Genomic DNA, 17,848 nt, shown 5'->3' on the forward strand with positions numbered 1-17,848 from the left:
AAGAGATACACTCTCTCATTAAAGGCCCTTACAGCACTTCCAAAGCTTAATAAAAGCTTCGGAATGCAACTATACCATATACGGTAAAAAGATAATAGCACCAATTATAACAGCTATAATTGCAAACAATAAAACCGCTCCTGCCGCAACATCCTTTGCAATTTTTGCAAACGGATGAATATCGGCAGTCGCTAAATCTACCGTTTTTTCCACAGCCGTATTTACCATCTCTAAACTCATTACACTCCCTATTACAACAAGTAATATCATCCACTCTATTTTCGTAATATGGAAATAAAAGCCGCAGCATATAACAATGACTGCGGCTAAATAATGGATTTTCATATTTCGTTCATGACGAAAACAAAAGAATATACCAGCTATAGCATATCCAAAACTATCTATAAGTTTTCCTTTTTTCATCGTCCTAATCCAAAAGCTTCTAAAATTTCTTTTTGTCTTCCGAACATTTCTTTTTCATCTTCTTCTGTCATGTGATCATAACCAAGTAAATGTAAAAAGCCATGTAACGCCAAAAATCCAAGTTCACGATCGAAAGAATGTCCGTACTCTTCAGCTTGCTCTTTCGCCCTTGGAATAGAGATAATAAGATCCCCTAACATGCGCGGCATCTCTGCACCAACAATCTCCATTTCTCCTTCTCCCATCTCTTCCATGGCAAAGGATATTACATCTGTAGGTTGATCTTTATCTCGGTAATCACGATTAATTTCTCTAATGCGCTCATTATCTACAAATGCCACCGATACCTCCGCACCATCCTCGATATTTTCCATTTGAGCTGCTTTTTCTAACACTTCACGAATTAAACTCATATACTCTTCTTTTACTTCTTCTGTTTCATCAATAAAATCAATTAACAAACTCATTCTTTCTCCTTTTCTTCCGGAGGTTCCGGATATGTAATACGCGAATGAAAAATACCATTTAACGTTTCACACAACGTTTTTCCAACGATTTGTAGTTCCTTAAACGTCAAATCACATTCACTAAATTGACCGTCTTGCAGTCGATCTTTAATAATACTTTGCACCAAATTATTAATTTGTTCTGGCGTTGGGTGATTCATAGAACGTACCGCAGCTTCTACACTATCAGCAATACCAACAATTGCCGATTCTTTCGAAGTTGCTTTTGAACCTGGATAACGGAACATCTCTTCTGTATATTTTTCTTTATCTTCTTTAATAGCTTTATAATAAAAATATTTCAGTAACGTTGTACCGTGATGTTGCCCAGCGATATCAATAATTTCTTGTGGAATATGATATTCTTCGAGCATTCTTACTCCATCCGTTACGTGAGCAATTATAATATCTTTACTTGTTACAGGATCTAATTTATCATGCGGGTTTTCAATTCCCATTTGGTTTTCAATAAAGAATTGCGGTTGTACTGTTTTTCCTACATCATGATAATATGCCCCTACACGCGCTAATACACCATTTGCCCCGACTGCTTCACAAGCAGCCTCAGAAAGATTCGCTACCATTACACTATGATGATATGTCCCTGGCGCTTCTAACAAAATTCTGCGTAAAAGTGGATGATTTGGGCTTGATAATTCCATAAGCTTCATACTTGATACGATTCCAAGTCCACTTTCTAAATATGGTAAAATCCCCATAGCCAAAACGGATGATATAATCCCTGAAAGTGAAGCCATTAATAATTGCGTACCAATTTCAAGAGGCGAAAAATTCCCATTACGTAATAATAAGAGCGCCGCCAATACGACTACATTTAATACAGAAACGAGTATACCAGCTTGTAAAATCATTGTACGACGATTTTTTTCTCGCAAGAAAATACTAACCGATAACGAACTTAACAATACGTAAATCCCTACACTATAATTTAATGTACTCGTTACTCCTTCATTAAACATAATACTTCCGCATACAGAAAAAATCATACTCGTTAAAAAGACAAATCGATCACCAATCATTAGTTTTACAAGTATTGTTCCCATCGCAACTGGGACAACATATGCAATCCCTGCGTATTCAAGTTTTTGAAACAAACTAATGATTTTCATTAAGACGATTGTGATAGACAAAATTGTAATATACGCTAAAACATACGGTCTATCTTCTCTTTTTCTCTTTAAAAATAATTCAAATTGTTTATGCATAAAGTATAGTAACACACCAATGAGTACCGCTAATCCAACATAAGGTTGAAAACCGTTCCCTTTTTCTAACAAACCAACTAATTTCAACTGATTATACACATCACTTGAAATTGTTTCACCTTCTCTAACAAGAACTTGTCCTTGAAGAATATAAACAGGTGGAACTAAATCTTCCTCTGCTTTTCTCTTCTCTTTCGTTAAGATTGGGTCATAAAAATAGTTAGCTGAAATTGCATATCTTCCTAGCGCCTTAATTGATTCTTTTAAACCATTATCAACATTAACACTATTCATCTCACTTACATATCGTTCTTTCGCATCTTTCAATTCGTCCATTTTAATATGCTCAGTCATGATACTATTAATCGCTGTGACCGCAGCATCTTTCGCTAATACTAATTGGCTCGGATCTGCATTAATCAAATTCAGTAAGTTTGAATCAGATAACTCTTTCGTTAAGTCAGCGGGTAGTTTCTTTTTTAACTTGTCCACTTTCTCAGCATCAGTCATCTTTTTTTGATCATCCGGTCCAACAGCTTTAATCTCTTGCACCACTTCATCCACTTTAGCAAAGACGTCATTCACAATATCAACTTTGTTTTGTTTATACTCACTTTTATATGTATATTGATCTTCAACTTTTGTAGCGGCTTCTTTTTTCTTTTTATCCGTTGTAACTTTATCTTCAATTTTTATAGGAGAATGGATTGTCTTTTTCGCAATAGAATACATATTAACATCTAATTGTTCTGGTTTTACATTATTCATAAGCGCAAAAAACAGCACTGCTCCTAACACAACGTAAGAAATCCAACTTAGTTTTTTCGAATGTTGTAAATTACGAAACCACTTAGAAATTTCTTGAGATCTTGACATGATTTCAATACCTTCTCCTCTCCAGAAATAAAGTGAAACTATTTATAGCTTTCATTTCTTCTACCAAACGATACTTTGAGGCAATATTTTATACACTAGTACCAATAGTTTATTTTCCTTATCTTTCATGATAGTAAAAAATATGACGTTCGCCAACCTTATCATACAAAAAGAAATGATCCTGACAAATAGGATCATTCCATTTTATCATATGCCTCAATAATACGTTGCACCAATGGATGTCTCACAACGTCCGTTTGTTCTAATGTAATAAATGACAGACCTGATACACCAGATAAAATATTAGCAGCTATAGATAGCCCTGATTTTACCCCTTTTGGCAAGTCTACTTGTGAAGGGTCCCCTGTAATAACCATTTTAGAACTAAAACCTAATCTTGTTAAAAACATTTTTATTTGAGCACCCGTTGTATTTTGAGCCTCATCTAAAATAACAAATGAATCATCAAGCGTACGCCCCCTCATATAAGCAAGCGGAGCTATTTCAATTACTCCTCGCTCCATCATACGCTGCGTATATTCTTGTCCAAGAATATCATGTAAAGCATCATATAACGGGCGTAAGTATGGATCTACCTTCTCTTTCAAATCCCCTGGTAAAAAACCTAAATTTTCTCCAGCTTCTACAGCAGGTCTTGTTAAAATAATTTTCTTTACATATCCTTGTTTTAAAGCCCTCACAGCCATTACTACAGCTAAATATGTTTTTCCAGTTCCTGCAGGCCCTATCCCAAAGACAATATCATTCTTCTTCATCGCATGAATATATCTTCTTTGCCCCATTGTTTTTACACGAATGGATTTACCTTTTGCAGTCTTGAAAATTTCTTCCTCATATAACTCTTCAAATTGAGCAATTTTCCCTTGTTGTGCAAGCTGAATCGCATACGCAACATCTCTCTCTGAAATTGATATACTTTTACGAATTACAACAAGTAATTGCTGTAAGATTTTTTCTACGAGTGCCACCGTTTCAACTGCCCCAGATACATGAACAGTTTCTCCTCTAGTTACGATCGATACATTCAGTTCTCGTTCAATTACTTTTAAATGCGCATCATTAACTCCAAAAAGAGCGATTGCTTCGTTAGCATTTTCCAATTGTTGGTTCATTTCTACTAATTGTTCTGCCATTACTCAGTCTCCTTGAATATCGGATTCGGATATTGGTTGTGGCTCTGCAATATTTTCAACCACAGTATAATGCAATGTGACTTTTAGTTGATCCGCCTCAACCTCTTTACTCAAAATCTTATCACTTACAATCATAGCATGTTCATCCAATTTTTTCTTTAGTTCTTTTTCGGCCATCTCCTTCGCTACTTTCAGCGCTTGCTTTTCTGTATATTCTCGATTCGCTTCTTCTTCTTCTCTCACAACATCTTTTTCATATGCAATCGGCAGTGTAAAACCAAATAATTTCACATCATGCTTTACACTTTCAGTACGAGAGCGTTTATACTTATCATGCTGAAATCCCCATATTTTTATTTTCGTATCCCCGAATTTAAGAAAATGTTCATTGTATACATTACCAGTATACACTTGGAATTGCGTCTTTAACGGGACATCCACCTTAGATGTATACCACGTTTCGCCATATACAATACCTTTCGCTGAAACAATCGTCGGACTTTCCTCATTACCATATATTCCCGATACGAGAATCTGTCCTTTTTCTACATGATCATTTTTCAGTACAACCGGCTTTCCAACTTCTACAAACGTTTTTGTAATAATCGCTTCTTTTTTTGCTACTAAATTTTGTGGCCTTTGTTCCTTTTCTTTCTTCGGTTCGTTTTTTTCAACAATTTTAAAATGATAAGTCGTTCCCCTTACTTCTAGTCCCGCCCAAGTAATGGCATTAATATTATCTGTCAAATGGCGTTGCACATCTTCTACATTCGGCATTTGAAATTGTAGTTTCCCTTTTTTAATACCCATTTTATCCAATTCTTTCATCAATATATATTCTGTTTCAGGTTTAGCTCCTGTAATTTCAATTTTCCAAACCATATTTGACATTGCAATCACACCAAAAAAGAAAATTAAAAAACCAATTAAAAATCCACTGTTTTTAATTAAACGTTTATTCCAAAAAGGAAAACCATAACGTCCAATAAAATATAATTTACATTCATTTTTTCTATAAATTGGTTTTATTTTTTTCACATCGCGTAACAACATACAAAAAACTAACGTTTCATCAGCTATCTTTTTAACATCCCAAACTAATAAATTCCTCCGTACACATTCATTAACAAACCGTTCCGCTCCTCTACCTTCAATTCGCACTTTTACATATCCAAGCCACTTTATAAACCATTTATTTTTCATTTACCACCTTCACTACCTTTCTAAAAGTAGATATACTACTTTTTATTTGAAGCATTAAAATAGCTCGTACTAAAATAAAACAGAGTAAAACTGTAATCAGTCTCTATCAACGGAACTTTTACAGGATAAAGAAGAAAAACTTCACAAATGGAAGTTTCACTTCAATCACCTTTTTTTTCATTTTCTAAAAATGTTACTTGCTCAATTATCCCCTCGAGTAAAAGCTCTTCTGGAAGAATCGTTTTAATAACAAAGGATTGTCCTTTAATTAATAATTGACCGTGTTTTAAAAGCAATCGCACTTCTTTATCTGAAAACACTAATAACCCCCGATGATTTTCTATATAAATATGTATTTGCCCAACAAGAGTAATCCGAGGTAGATCCATTAATACATCCACTGGTAGGTCTACTTGTTTTGTCAACCAATTTTTCATTTGTTCTAATTTCTTCATCTCGAAAGACCCCCTCTCATCCCATATATATGTATTTCTTCACAAGTGCCTATCGTGTTATAACGACTTCACTAACATAACTATATTCTGCAAGAGTTCATATCATGTTAATTAAAACAGTCGCTATATGAAATCATATTTGTCAGGACAATGATGGATCAGAGGATGTTACCTTTAATAATAGAAGTATTAATACAAGAATATGCGCCCCTACAGGATATCAGTACAAGTTACATTAAGAAATTGAGCCTAGCAAGAAGTTGGAAACTTGAAAAAACCTGTTACAATTCGTTCTGGACGTGACATACTGACCATAGAATAAGTAGTTGTCATTCATTAGACAAATGAGATAAAATCCGAAAAAGGAAATTGCTCCACTCTGAATTTTGCGGTGTAAGTAAGAATATTTTATAGGTGGTTGTTATATGAATTTCAAAAAAATATTAGGATTCATTAAAAAACAAAAAAATGAATTAATAAGCGAGGAAATACGAAAGGAAATTGGATTTAGTCAAGAAATTTTGAATGTTATAAAACAAGTTACTAACAGCAGCATCCAGCCCTTTTATGCAACTGATTCAAAATCTAAAATAGCCGGAGTCTCTTTCGTTACCTTTGAGGATTCTGCTGAACAGCAAGTTATAAAACTTCAATCTGAGGTTCAGAAACTTGGATACTTAGCTTTTATTTGCGAAAGAAGTTTTAGTCAAGGAAGTAAGAGTGAGTGTAGAATTGCAATTACACAAGGAAATGACCAATTTGATATCCTTACAATCCAACAAACAAATGGCGTTAATTACGAAGTTAGCAATATAGATGTTATTTTTAAACTAAGAAAATGGAATGATCGCTATCCTTTTATCATAATCGGTGCAGATCATGACTGGGTTGATGCCATTTTTAGCGCGTTACCTACAGACGAAGAAATGCAATCTTTCGCGCAAGAAATGTATGAATTTTGTTCAGATATAGTGGAACAAGGAACAGAAAGCATTGAGGAGTTAGTCGAAGAAATTAAGAAAACGAAAAAGCTTTTTTTATGGTGGGATTAATCATAACTAAGGCCGTTACCTTTTTTTACATACCAGAGGCGTTTCTACCACTTACAGAAACGCTTTTTAAGCAATATAGCGTTTTTCCTTAATAAGAACAATAAAAAAACGTCTCATACGAAATGAGACGTTTTTTTATGCTAATAGCTGGATAACCAGCTTATTCACAAGTGATCCGTCTGTTTTACCTTTTACTTTCGGCATAACAGCAGTCATCACCTTACCCATATCTGCTTTAGAAGTCGCACCAACTTCAGAAATAACTTGCTTGATTACATCAACTAGTTCTTCTTCAGTTAATTGCTCTGGCAAATATGCACTTAAAATCTGAATTTCACTTTGCAGTTTATTAACAAGGTCTTCACGACCAGCTTTTTTAAATTCAAGGAGGGAGTCCTTATACTGTTTTACTTCACGAGCTAAAACTGTTATTTCCTCTTCTTCAGTAAGAGTATGTTGCAGTTTAATACCTTCATTTTGTAAAGCAGCCTTAACCATACGAATAACGGTTAATTTTTCTTTTTGTTTATTCTTCATCGCTTGTTTCATATCATCGTTTAAACGACCGAGAAGACTCATAACTTACACCCTCTCTTAGAATTTACGCTTTCTTGCCGCTTCAGATTTCTTCTTACGTTTTACACTTGGTTTTTCATAAAACTCGCGCTTTCTTGCTTCAGCAAGTGTACCAGTTTTAGAAACCGATCTTTTAAAACGGCGAAGTGCATCCTCCAAAGACTCGTTTTTACGAACGACTGTTTTTGACATTCTCTTTCCCTCCCTCCGAAACATCACACTTACATACTAACTTCAGCATGCAAAAAGAAACACTTCTTCAGCATGTCTTTTACGATTATAATACATTTTATCACTTCAGGTCAACTATTTGGCAGAATAAAAGAAGAATAGAAGCATTTCCTTTTCAAAAGTTATACAAATAGCTAGTATCCTTCTTTCATGAAGACAACTATATTTTTATCATTTCAACTTTTTTCATACAGGGATGCACGAAATGCCTCTCCACCTTCTAGTACTTAACCGCTTCAAATAAAGAAAGCATGCAAACCGTTTCCGGTTGCACGCTCTTTTTTATGCGCTTGCTGATTCTTTTTTCACATCATCTTCAAGAACACGAACAAATTGCGCTTCGTTATATGGATAACCAGCTTTCGTAATTTTCACTTTCACTAGCTTACCAATTAATTCTTCTGATCCTTCAAATACAATTTTCAAGTAGTTATCTGTATACCCTACATATAACCCTTCACGGTCGCCGTCTTTAAATTGCTCTTCTGGAATGATTTCAAGCACTTCACCTTCAAACGCTGATGCATATTCTTTCGCTAATTGATTAGATAGCTCAATTAAACGATGAACACGATCATTCTTCACATCTTCAGGAACTTGATCTTCCATGCGTGCTGCAGGTGTTCCTGTACGTTTTGAGTAAGGGAACACATGTAACTCAGAGAAGCGGTTCTCTTTAATGAAATTGTATGTTTCCATGAATTCTTCTTCTGTTTCACCTGGGAAACCAACGATTACGTCAGATGTAATCGCAAGGCCTGGTAACGCTTCTTTCAAACGATCTAAACGCTCTTGGAAGAATTCCATCGTATATTTACGACGCATACGTTTTAATACAGTATTAGAACCAGATTGCAACGGAATATGCAAGTGACGTACAACTACTTCAGATTTATCTAACACTTCAATTACTTCATCTGAAATTTGACTCGCTTCAATAGAAGAAATACGAAGACGTTTTAATCCGCCTACTTCCGCTTCCATATCACGAAGTAATCCAGCTAAGTTATAATCTTTTATGTCTTCGCCGTATCCACCTGTATGAATACCCGTTAATACGATTTCTTTATAGCCTGCATCCACTAATTGTTGCGCTTGTTTAATAACTTCTTTTCCATCACGAGAACGCATTAAACCGCGCGCCCAAGGAATGATACAGAATGTACAGAAGTTATTGCAACCCTCTTGTATTTTTAAAGACGCACGTGTACGATCCGTGAAATAAGGTACATCAAGTTCTTCGTACACACGTGTTTTCATAATATTGCGGACAGCATTAATTGGTTGACGCTCTTTACGGAATTCTTCGATGTAACCTAACATCTTTTCACGATCCTGTGTACCAACTACAATATCTACACCTGGAATCGCCATAATTTCAGCTGGAGATGTTTGTGCATAACATCCCGTTACGCAAATAACTGCATCTGGATTTTGACGCACAGCACGTCTGATTACTTGACGGCTTTTTTTGTCCCCAGTATTCGTTACTGTACATGTGTTAATAACATATACATCAGCTTTCTTTTCATATTCTGTTCTTTCATAACCACCTTGTTTAAACAATTGCCAAATGGCTTCTGTTTCATAGTGGTTTACTTTACAACCTAACGTATGGAACGCAACAGTTGACATTGATCATCACCCCATCAATTCAAAATGATACGAAGCAGCACTTAACGCGTATAACGGCGCCGTTTCTGTTCTTAAAATTCTTGGTCCTAAACTACATGGTACAAATTTATGTTCACGAAGCGCTGTAATCTCTTCCTCAGCTAAACCGCCTTCTGGGCCAAATACAATCAATAGCTTTTGACCTGGTTTCATTGTCGTTAAAGCTTTCGCAAAATTAGATTTCTCGCCTTGTTTTGCTTCCTCTTCGTAAGCAACAAGACAAGCATCATACTCTCCACTCATTGAAAGCAATTGCTTAAATGATGCCGGAGCATGTACTTCTGGAATTTCACTTCTATGTGATTGTTCCGCAGCTTCTTTCACAATTTTTCTTAAACGCTCAACTTTTTTATCAGCTTTTTTCGCATCCCATTTTACGATAGAGCGAGATGCTTGAAATGGTAAGAATGCAGCTGCCCCAAGCTCAGTTCCTTTTTGAAAAATTAACTCTAGCTTGTCTCCTTTTGGCAGTCCACTTGCAATCGTCACGAAAACAGGAAGTTCACTTGACGCCTCTACCCATTCTACAATAGCCGTATTAATAAATTCACTGGTAATTTCATCAATTGAACATACTGCTGTTTTTCCATTTACACAGCAATAAATATGATCACCAGCTGACATACGCATCACTCTTGCGATATGATGTACGTCATCACCTACAATGCGAATACTTGTCTCATTTACATATTTCTCTTCTACAAAATAACGTTGCATATAATCACCTTAGTAGAGTTTCGTTCCTTTCGTAAGTCAACACTTACGAAAAGAACGAAACGTTATCATTTTTCATATAACAAACGGCAAGTCCCTCACCTTATAGTGAGAGACTCCCCTTTTCATTATAGACTAAAATCTATATTACGCATTTCGTGCAATAATTGCTACCCAATCTTCCATTCGTAACACTTCTTCAATTGTAAATCCAGCTTTTTCTAGCGCCTCAGAAATTACTTTTTCCTTCGCAGCAATAATGCCCGATGTAATAAATAATCCACCTGACTTCACAACTCTTGCTGCATCTTCAGGGAATAATAGAATAATTTCTGCTAATAAGTTAGCTACGATTAAATCAACTGGACCTTCAATACCTTCTAAAAGACTATTTTGTCCAACAGACACGATATCATCTGTTTTATTTAAACGTACATTCATTTCTGCACTTTCAACCGCAACCGGATCTAAATCATACGCTTGAACAGAAGACGCACCTAATTTTGCTGCTGCAATACTAAGTACACCAGAACCTGTTCCTACATCAATAATGTTGTCACCTGGCTGTACTGTTTTTTCTAAAGCACGGATACACATCGTTGTTGTTGGATGAGTTCCTGTACCAAACGCCATACCCGGGTCTAATTCAATGATTTTTTCATCAGGAGAAGATGGTGTATATTCTTCCCAAGTCGGTACGATTGTGAATGTATCAGAAATTTGTACTGGATGGTAATATTTTTTCCAAGCAGTAGCCCAATCTTCTTCATTGACTTCGTTAACGGTAATATTTCCAGTACCAATTTCGATGTCGTAAGATGGAAGCACATCAATAGATGATTTTACACCTGCAATCGTTTCATGTAAAGAATCCGTTTGCGGGAAATACGCTTTTATTAATACACCTTCCGCCGGATATTCATCTGGGTTCAATGCATAAATTTCACCATATTGTTGCTCGCGCTCTTTCGTTAACTCCGCTGGATCCTCAATCGCAACTCCACTAGCACCAGCTTCATGTAAAATATGAGAGACAGCTTCTACTGCTTCTTCTGTTGTATGAATACTAATTTCTGACCATTTCACAATTTACCAACTCCATTTTTTATTTCCATTATTCCCCTTTGAAAGCACGTTTAAGCTTTCCGAATAAACTATCATCCTGCTCTTCTTGTCCTGCAAATTCACGTAATAAATCTTTTTGCTGTGAAGTCAATTTCGTCGGTACAACAACACGAACGACTACATATTGATCTCCTTGGCCGTATCCACGTACATTCGGAGCACCTTTTCCTTTTAAGCGGAATTCTGTTCCAGTTTGTGTTCCTGCTGGAATTTTCAGCTTCACTTTACCATGAACAGTAGGAACTTCCACTTCATCACCAAGCGCCATTTGCGCAAATGTTAATGGCATTTCGCAAATAATGTGATCTCCTTCACGCTCGAAGAATTCATGATTTCTTACATGAACGACAACATATAAGTCTCCTGCTGGTCCGCCATTTACGCCGGCTTCACCTTTTCCAGACACTCGAATTTGTTGACCATTATCGATACCCGCTGGAATTTTAACATTGATTTTTTTACGTTTACGAACTTTACCTGAACCGTGACATGTCGTACATTTTTCTTTAATAATTTGTCCAGTTCCTGAACAATGACCACAAGCTTGACGGTTTACGATACGACCAAACGGTGTGTTTTGTTCAACACTCACTTGACCAGAACCTGAACAATGTTTACATGTTTCTTTTGAAGTTCCTGGTTTTGCTCCACTACCTTTACAAGTATCACATGGATCTTCTACTGGAATTTCCACATTTAATTCCTTACCAAAAATAGCTTCTTCAAAATCTAAAGTGACTTGATATTGTAAGTCAGCACCTTGGCGCGGAGCATTTGGATCACGACGTCTGCCGCCGCCACCGCCAAAGAAAGAACTAAATATATCTTCAAAACCGAAGCCACCGCCGAAGTCTCCTCCGCCGCCAAATCCACCGAATCCTTGATTTGCACCAGCATGACCAAATTGATCGTACTGCGCACGCTTTTGATCATCACTTAACACTTCATATGCTTCTTGTACTTCTTTAAACTTTTCAATTGCATTTTCTTCTTTGCTTACGTCTGGATGGTATTTTTTAGCCAAACGACGATACGCTTTTTTTATTTCATCTGTTGAAGCGCCCTTGCTAAGTCCAAGGACCTCATAATAGTCTCGTTTACTCATAAATTTACAACCCCCGAATCTTTCACATAAACGTAATTTTAACACCGAAAGAAAGTGCTTTGCAACAAAGTTTCCTCACTTACAGTATGCAAAGCGAAAAACTTAAGATCCTCACACATCGCTTCTCATTCGTGAAAAAAGCCAAAGTCAAGGCACGCTTGACTTTGACTTTTTGTCATCTTACTTATTATGTTTACAGTTGAATTACTTGTCTTTTTTTACTTCTTCAAACTCAGCGTCAACTACATTGTCTTTCTTCGCGCCAGCGTCTTGTGCACCTTGCGCACCTTCTGCTTGACCAGCAGCTGCTTGAGCTTGCTCGTATAATTTAACAGTTAATTGTTGTACGATTTCTTGTAAAGCATCTTTTTTCGCACGAATTTCTTCAAGCTCGTTTTTCTCAATTGCAGCTTGTAATGCTTCTTTCGCTTCTGTTGCTTTTGCAACTTCAGCTGCATCTACTTTACCTTCTAAATCTTTTACAACTTTGTCTGTTTGGAATACAAGTTGGTCAGCTTCGTTACGAAGTTCAACTTCTTCCTTACGTTTTTGGTCAGCGTCAGCATTTGCTTCCGCTTCTTGTACCATACGTTCTACTTCTTCATCAGAAAGACCTGAAGAAGATTGGATTGTAATAGCTTGCTCTTTGCTTGTTCCTAAGTCTTTCGCACGTACGTTAACGATACCGTTCGCATCAATATCGAATGTTACTTCGATTTGTGGAATACCACGTGGTGCTGGCGGAAGGTCAGTTAATTGGAAACGACCTAACGTTTTGTTGTCAGCTGACATTGGACGCTCACCTTGTAATACGTGAATGTCTACTGCTGGTTGATTATCAGCAGCTGTCGAGAATACTTGTGACTTACTTGTTGGAATTGTAGTGTTACGCTCAATTAATTTCGTGAACACGCCACCCATAGTTTCAATACCTAAAGAAAGTGGAGTTACGTCTAATAATAGAACGCCTTCTACATCTCCAGTAAGTACGCCACCTTGAACTGCAGCACCTAATGCTACAACTTCATCAGGGTTTACACCTTTATATGGCTCTTTACCAGTTTCACGTTTAATAGCTTCTTGTACAGCTGGGATACGAGTAGATCCACCAACAAGAATAACTTTATCTAATTCGCTTGGAGCAAAACCAGCGTCTTTTAATGCACGACGAGTTGGCTCTAATGTTCTTTCAACAAGACCTGCTGAAAGCTCTTCGAATTTCGCTCTTGTTAACGTTAATTCTAAGTGTAATGGACCAGCAGCTCCAGCACTAATGAATGGTAATGAAATTTGAGTTTGTGTTACACCAGAAAGATCTTTTTTCGCTTTTTCAGCTGCATCTTTCAAGCGTTGAAGCGCCATTTTATCTTGGCTTAAATCAATGTTATTTTCTTTTTTGAACTCAGCTACTAAGTGATCGATGATAACTTGGTCAAAGTCATCGCCACCAAGACGGTTGTCACCAGCAGTTGAAATAACTTCGAATGTGCCGTCTGCTAACTCAAGGATAGATACGTCAAATGTACCGCCACCTAAGTCATATACTAAGATTTTTTGTTCTTCGTCTTGTTTTTCTAAACCGTAAGCAAGTGCTGCTGCTGTTGGCTCGTTAATGATACGCTCAACTTCTAAACCAGCGATACGACCAGCATCTTTCGTTGCTTGACGCTCTGCATCGTTGAAGTATGCAGGTACTGTAATAACAGCTTTCGTTACTGTTTCACCTAAGTATGCTTCAGCAGAAGCTTTTAAGTTTTGTAAAATGATGGCAGAAATTTCTTGAGGTGTATAATCTTTACCTTCAACTTCTACTTTGTAGTCTGTACCCATATGACGTTTAACAGACATGATTGTATTTGGGTTTGTAATTGCTTGGCGCTTTGCAACTTCCCCAACTTGACGTTCTTCATTTTTGAAAGCTACAACAGAAGGTGTTGTACGGTTCCCTTCTGGATTTGGGATAACCTTTGGTTCTCCACCTTCCATAACAGCTACACAAGAGTTTGTTGTACCTAAGTCAATACCGATAATTTTACTCATGGCGAATCCTCCTAGTTTTATGTAAATTATTGATTTACTTTTACCATTGATGGGCGAATCACACGGTCTTTTAATTTATAACCTTTTTGGAATTCTTCCACAACCGCGTTTGATTCAAATTCACTATCTTCCACTTGCATAATAGCTTGGTGTTCATTAGGATCAAACTGTTTACCAACAGCTTCAATCACTTCCACACCTTCTTTAGTCAGCGCTTCTAACAATTGACGATGCACCATTTCCATACCTTGTAACAAGGATTTCGTTTGCTCATCAGTCGCTTCCACTTGCATTGCTCTTTCAAAATTATCAAGAGCTGGCAAGATGTCTGAAACTAGACTTTGTGCTCTATATTTTTCAGCAGCCTGTTTATCCATTTGGACACGGCGCTTATAATTTTCAAAATCAGCTTGTAGACGTAATGTGCGACCTTCTGTTTCCGTTAGTTTCGCTTGTAACTCATCTACTTTTTCTTGTAAAAGAGCAGCCTCACTTTTTTCTTCTACAGTTTCTTCACTGTTTTCTGGCGTGACAGCTTCTTCAACTTGCGCTTCTTTTACTTCTTCTACCACTTGTTCGTTACGCTCTTCCACAATATTCACCTCCTTAAAAGGTATTAGGTATCATGCATAGCATGATTACCTAAGCATTATATATTACACACAGCAATGAAAATTTCATCACTTGAGCGAATGTATTACTCTCATTTACTTTTTAAGCCCATCAGTAAATTGTCTCGTAAATAACTGTAACAAACTAATTACACGAGAGTATTGCATTCTCGTAGGACCTAAAATAGCAATTGTTCCAAGTTGCTCTTCGCCGATCGAATATGTTGCAGAAATTAAACTACAATCCTCCATAGCCGTCGAAGAGTTTTCCCTACCAATTTTCACTTGAATCCCGACTTGTTTATGACGCAAAATGTCATAAAATTTGGCTTCATTATCAATCATGGTAAGTAAAGATCTAACCTTTTGAATGTCATGGAACTCTGGCTGCGAAAGCATATTTGCTTTTCCTCCAAAGTATATCTTTTCCGATAACGGAACTTGAAATGTACCATCCAACATTTTTATTGCACTATCGTAATTATGAACATACCCACGTAAAACTGTAACAATTTCCTTAAAGATTTTATTATGAAGTTCTTCCATCGGTACGCCAGATAGCTTTTCATTTAAAATATTAACCATTTTTTCTAAATCTGATAAATCAACAGATTCCGGAACGGTAATCGTTTTACTTTGTACATGCCCTGTATCGGTTACAATAATAGCGACTGCAGTTTGACGATCAAGCGGCACAATTTGTACATTTTTAAGTTTATTTGTACTTAACTTCGGTCCAAGAACAATTGCCGTATAATTCGTAAGTTCTGATAAAATTTGAGCAGATTGCTGTGCAATTTTTTCCGCTTCAAAAATTCTTTCAGCAAATAAATCTTTAATTTGTACAATTTCAGCGTTCGGTAAGTTTTGCGGCGCTAAAAGATGGTCTACATAAAATCGGTAGCCTTTCTCAGAAGGAACACGTCCAGAAGAACTGTGCGTTTTTTCAATAAAGCCTAATTCTTCTAAGTCCGCCATTTCATTTCGAATAGTAGCTGAACTAAATGTGATTTCATCTTTTTTAGCCAACGTTCTAGACCCAACGGGCTGCGCTGATCCAATAAAGTCATCAATAATTGTTTGTAAAATTAAGAGCTGACGTTCCGTAAGCATCTCATCATCACCTCTGTTAGCACTCTTTGTCTTCGAGTGCTAAATCTATTAATAACTTACCAAAATTGACATTCAATTGTCAACGGAAACGTCACGAAATAATGAAACTTTTTCACGCCTATAGAACATTTAATTAGTCAATCAAAAATGATTGGAATACTTCATTCCCTAATAATTTTCCTTTTCGCGTTAAACGCACATGTCCATCTTCCTCTTCAAGCAATCCCTGCTCTTGGTTGCTTTGTAACTGCTTCGCGAAAACTTGATCCATCTCTACATTAAATTTATTGCGGAACGCCGTTTTAGAAACACCTTTTGTTTTTCGAAGCCCTAAGAACAGCTCTTCTTCCATTCTTTCTTTCTCCGTCACTTTGTGAACATCTAAATACGGAAATCCTGTTTCATCAATTTTATTAAAATATTGCTTCAGGGGACCAACATTTTGAATACGTTCTCCGTTCACATAACTATGAGCTCCAGCTCCAAATCCATAATACTCTTCATTATTCCAGTATGTGAGATTATGTCTACTTTTATTGTCACCTTTTGAGAAATTACTAATTTCATACTGGTTATAACCGTGTTTCTCCATTTCATCCATTACTATTTCATACATTTTCGCTTCATGGTCTTCACCCGGAAGACGTAATTTCCCTTTGTTCATTAAGTTATAAAACACTGTTTTTGGCTCCACAATTAATGAATATGCCGAGAAATGTTGTACACCAAGCGTAAAAGCAATATCTAATGTTTCTTTTACATCTTCTATCGTCTGTCCTGGCAAAGCATAAATAATATCTACATTAATATTTTTAAAGCCTACTTCCTGTGCCTCTCGAATCGCGAGGAATGCATCTTCCCTCGTATGCTTGCGCCCGATCTTCTCAAGAAGTTCATCACGGAACGTTTGCACACCAAAACTAATTCGATTTACTCCACCTTCTAGCAGTACATTTAGCTTCTCTTTCGGTAGATCTCCTGGATTCGCTTCAAATGTTAATTCACAATTCGGGGCGAACGGACGCAAATGACGATTAATAATCTCGAGTAATTTTTTTGTCTGTTCCATATTTAACGCTGTCGGAGTTCCCCCACCCACAAAAATCGTTTTCATACTATCAAATGGAACTTTTTGAACCGTATTTATTATTTCCTTCTCTAAATAATCTAAATATTGATCAACCGGTTGGCGTTCAATAAACACTTTATTAAAATCACAATAGTGACAAATGTGCTGACAAAACGGAATATGAATGTATGCAGCTTGTACCAAATATAACTCCTACCTTTCTAAAAAGAAAACCTCCGCACTCCGGAGGGTTCTCTACTTCTCTAACGTATTACGAATTTGTTCCATTCGCATTTTTCCCCAATCATACATCATTTCAACGATCGGTAAAAGTGACATGCCTAGTTCCGTCATATAATACTCAACGCGAGGAGGAATTTCGGGATATACTGTCCGATCAACAATCCCATCTTCCATTAACTCTTTTAATTGGTTCGACAAAACTTTATGAGAAATGCTTGGGAATAACCGTTGTAATTCACTGAAACGATGCGGCCCTTCCACACCAAGATGCCACAGTATCACAACTTTCCACTTTCCACTAATAATAGAAAGCGTCAATTCCTTTTCACAATTAAAATTACCATTTTGTATTTTATCTTGAATATCTTTTCGAATATTTTCGGACATTAACAATCTCCTAACTCTATATGAACTAAAAAGCTCTCTCATTATTGTAAATGAGAGCTGCTCAG

At 36.6% G+C, this 17,848-nt stretch carries 18 protein-coding genes; 1 reads left to right on the forward strand and 17 read right to left on the reverse strand.

Annotated features, from left to right (window positions below; genetic code table 11):
• Positions 1-69: 69 nt before the first annotated feature.
• The 6 genes from V6946_RS22900 to yqfC all read right to left on the reverse strand — a co-directional run bounded on the left by V6946_RS22900 (position 70) and on the right by yqfC (position 5,843).
• The gene (locus tag V6946_RS22900; RefSeq protein ID WP_000715466.1) at positions 70-423 is read right to left on the reverse strand and encodes a diacylglycerol kinase family protein; all 354 of its coding nucleotides are present in this window, start codon (positions 421-423) and stop codon (positions 70-72) included.
• Positions 420-890, reverse strand: a complete 471-nt coding sequence (gene ybeY, locus V6946_RS22905; RefSeq protein ID WP_366981687.1) for an rRNA maturation RNase YbeY — start codon at positions 888-890, stop codon at positions 420-422. Before ybeY ends, V6946_RS22900 begins: the two co-directional genes overlap by 4 nt.
• Positions 887-3,031 carry an HD family phosphohydrolase gene (locus V6946_RS22910; RefSeq protein WP_000091509.1) on the reverse strand — a complete coding sequence of 715 codons (2,145 nt, stop codon included), beginning with the start codon at positions 3,029-3,031 and terminating at the stop codon, positions 887-889. Before V6946_RS22910 ends, ybeY begins: the two co-directional genes overlap by 4 nt.
• Positions 3,032-3,225: 194 nt before the next feature.
• Positions 3,226-4,185: a PhoH family protein gene (locus tag V6946_RS22915; protein WP_000840501.1), complete on the reverse strand. Its 960-nt coding sequence runs from the start codon at positions 4,183-4,185 to the stop codon at positions 3,226-3,228.
• 3 nt (positions 4,186-4,188) lie between these two features.
• Positions 4,189-5,388: a sporulation protein YqfD gene (gene yqfD / locus V6946_RS22920; protein ID WP_000792498.1), complete on the reverse strand. Its 1,200-nt coding sequence runs from the start codon at positions 5,386-5,388 to the stop codon at positions 4,189-4,191.
• A gap of 161 nt (positions 5,389-5,549) precedes the next feature.
• On the reverse strand, positions 5,550-5,843 hold the full coding sequence (gene yqfC, locus V6946_RS22925; protein ID WP_000732269.1) for a sporulation protein YqfC: 294 nt from the start codon (positions 5,841-5,843) through the stop codon (positions 5,550-5,552).
• A 425-nt stretch (positions 5,844-6,268) separates the two neighbouring features.
• On the opposite strand from yqfC, the gene V6946_RS22930 reads away from it, so the two are divergent.
• A complete protein-coding gene (locus tag V6946_RS22930; RefSeq protein ID WP_258131324.1) occupies positions 6,269-6,895 on the forward strand; it encodes a DUF4253 domain-containing protein in 627 nt (208 codons plus the stop codon).
• 135 nt (positions 6,896-7,030) lie between these two features.
• Here V6946_RS22930 and V6946_RS22935 read toward each other — a convergent pair whose 3' ends face one another.
• The 11 genes from V6946_RS22935 to V6946_RS22985 form a co-directional block, all read right to left on the reverse strand.
• On the reverse strand, positions 7,031-7,474 hold the full coding sequence (locus V6946_RS22935; protein ID WP_000054562.1) for a GatB/YqeY domain-containing protein: 444 nt from the start codon (positions 7,472-7,474) through the stop codon (positions 7,031-7,033).
• A gap of 15 nt (positions 7,475-7,489) precedes the next feature.
• Positions 7,490-7,663 carry a 30S ribosomal protein S21 gene (gene rpsU / locus V6946_RS22940; RefSeq protein ID WP_000048061.1) on the reverse strand — a complete coding sequence of 58 codons (174 nt, stop codon included), beginning with the start codon at positions 7,661-7,663 and terminating at the stop codon, positions 7,490-7,492.
• A gap of 321 nt (positions 7,664-7,984) precedes the next feature.
• Entirely contained in the window at positions 7,985-9,337 is a 1,353-nt protein-coding gene (gene mtaB / locus V6946_RS22945) for a tRNA (N(6)-L-threonylcarbamoyladenosine(37)-C(2))-methylthiotransferase MtaB (protein WP_000108679.1), read from the reverse strand.
• 6 nt (positions 9,338-9,343) lie between these two features.
• A complete protein-coding gene (locus V6946_RS22950; protein WP_001190154.1) occupies positions 9,344-10,093 on the reverse strand; it encodes a 16S rRNA (uracil(1498)-N(3))-methyltransferase in 750 nt (249 codons plus the stop codon).
• Between the two features lie 144 nt (positions 10,094-10,237).
• Positions 10,238-11,176 (reverse strand): 50S ribosomal protein L11 methyltransferase, encoded by a 939-nt coding sequence (gene prmA / locus V6946_RS22955; protein ID WP_000872101.1) that lies wholly within the window; start codon positions 11,174-11,176, stop codon positions 10,238-10,240.
• Between the two features lie 28 nt (positions 11,177-11,204).
• On the reverse strand, positions 11,205-12,320 hold the full coding sequence (gene dnaJ / locus V6946_RS22960; RefSeq protein ID WP_000043947.1) for a chaperone protein DnaJ: 1,116 nt from the start codon (positions 12,318-12,320) through the stop codon (positions 11,205-11,207).
• Between the two features lie 204 nt (positions 12,321-12,524).
• A complete protein-coding gene (gene dnaK, locus V6946_RS22965) occupies positions 12,525-14,360 on the reverse strand; it encodes a chaperone protein DnaK (RefSeq protein WP_366981686.1) in 1,836 nt (611 codons plus the stop codon).
• 26 nt (positions 14,361-14,386) lie between these two features.
• Positions 14,387-14,953: a nucleotide exchange factor GrpE gene (grpE, locus tag V6946_RS22970; RefSeq protein ID WP_000392711.1), complete on the reverse strand. Its 567-nt coding sequence runs from the start codon at positions 14,951-14,953 to the stop codon at positions 14,387-14,389.
• Between the two features lie 114 nt (positions 14,954-15,067).
• Positions 15,068-16,084: a heat-inducible transcriptional repressor HrcA gene (gene hrcA / locus V6946_RS22975; protein WP_366981685.1), complete on the reverse strand. Its 1,017-nt coding sequence runs from the start codon at positions 16,082-16,084 to the stop codon at positions 15,068-15,070.
• 133 nt (positions 16,085-16,217) lie between these two features.
• Positions 16,218-17,357: a radical SAM family heme chaperone HemW gene (gene hemW / locus V6946_RS22980; protein WP_000249433.1), complete on the reverse strand. Its 1,140-nt coding sequence runs from the start codon at positions 17,355-17,357 to the stop codon at positions 16,218-16,220.
• Positions 17,358-17,408: 51 nt separating this feature from the next.
• A complete protein-coding gene (locus V6946_RS22985) occupies positions 17,409-17,783 on the reverse strand; it encodes a helix-turn-helix domain-containing protein (RefSeq protein WP_001293539.1) in 375 nt (124 codons plus the stop codon).
• Positions 17,784-17,848: the final 65 nt, after the last annotated feature.

The organism is Bacillus sp. PPSBB_2 (genome assembly GCF_045291115.1).
GTDB classification, from domain to species: Bacteria; Bacillota; Bacilli; order Bacillales; family Bacillaceae_G; genus Bacillus_A; species Bacillus_A cereus.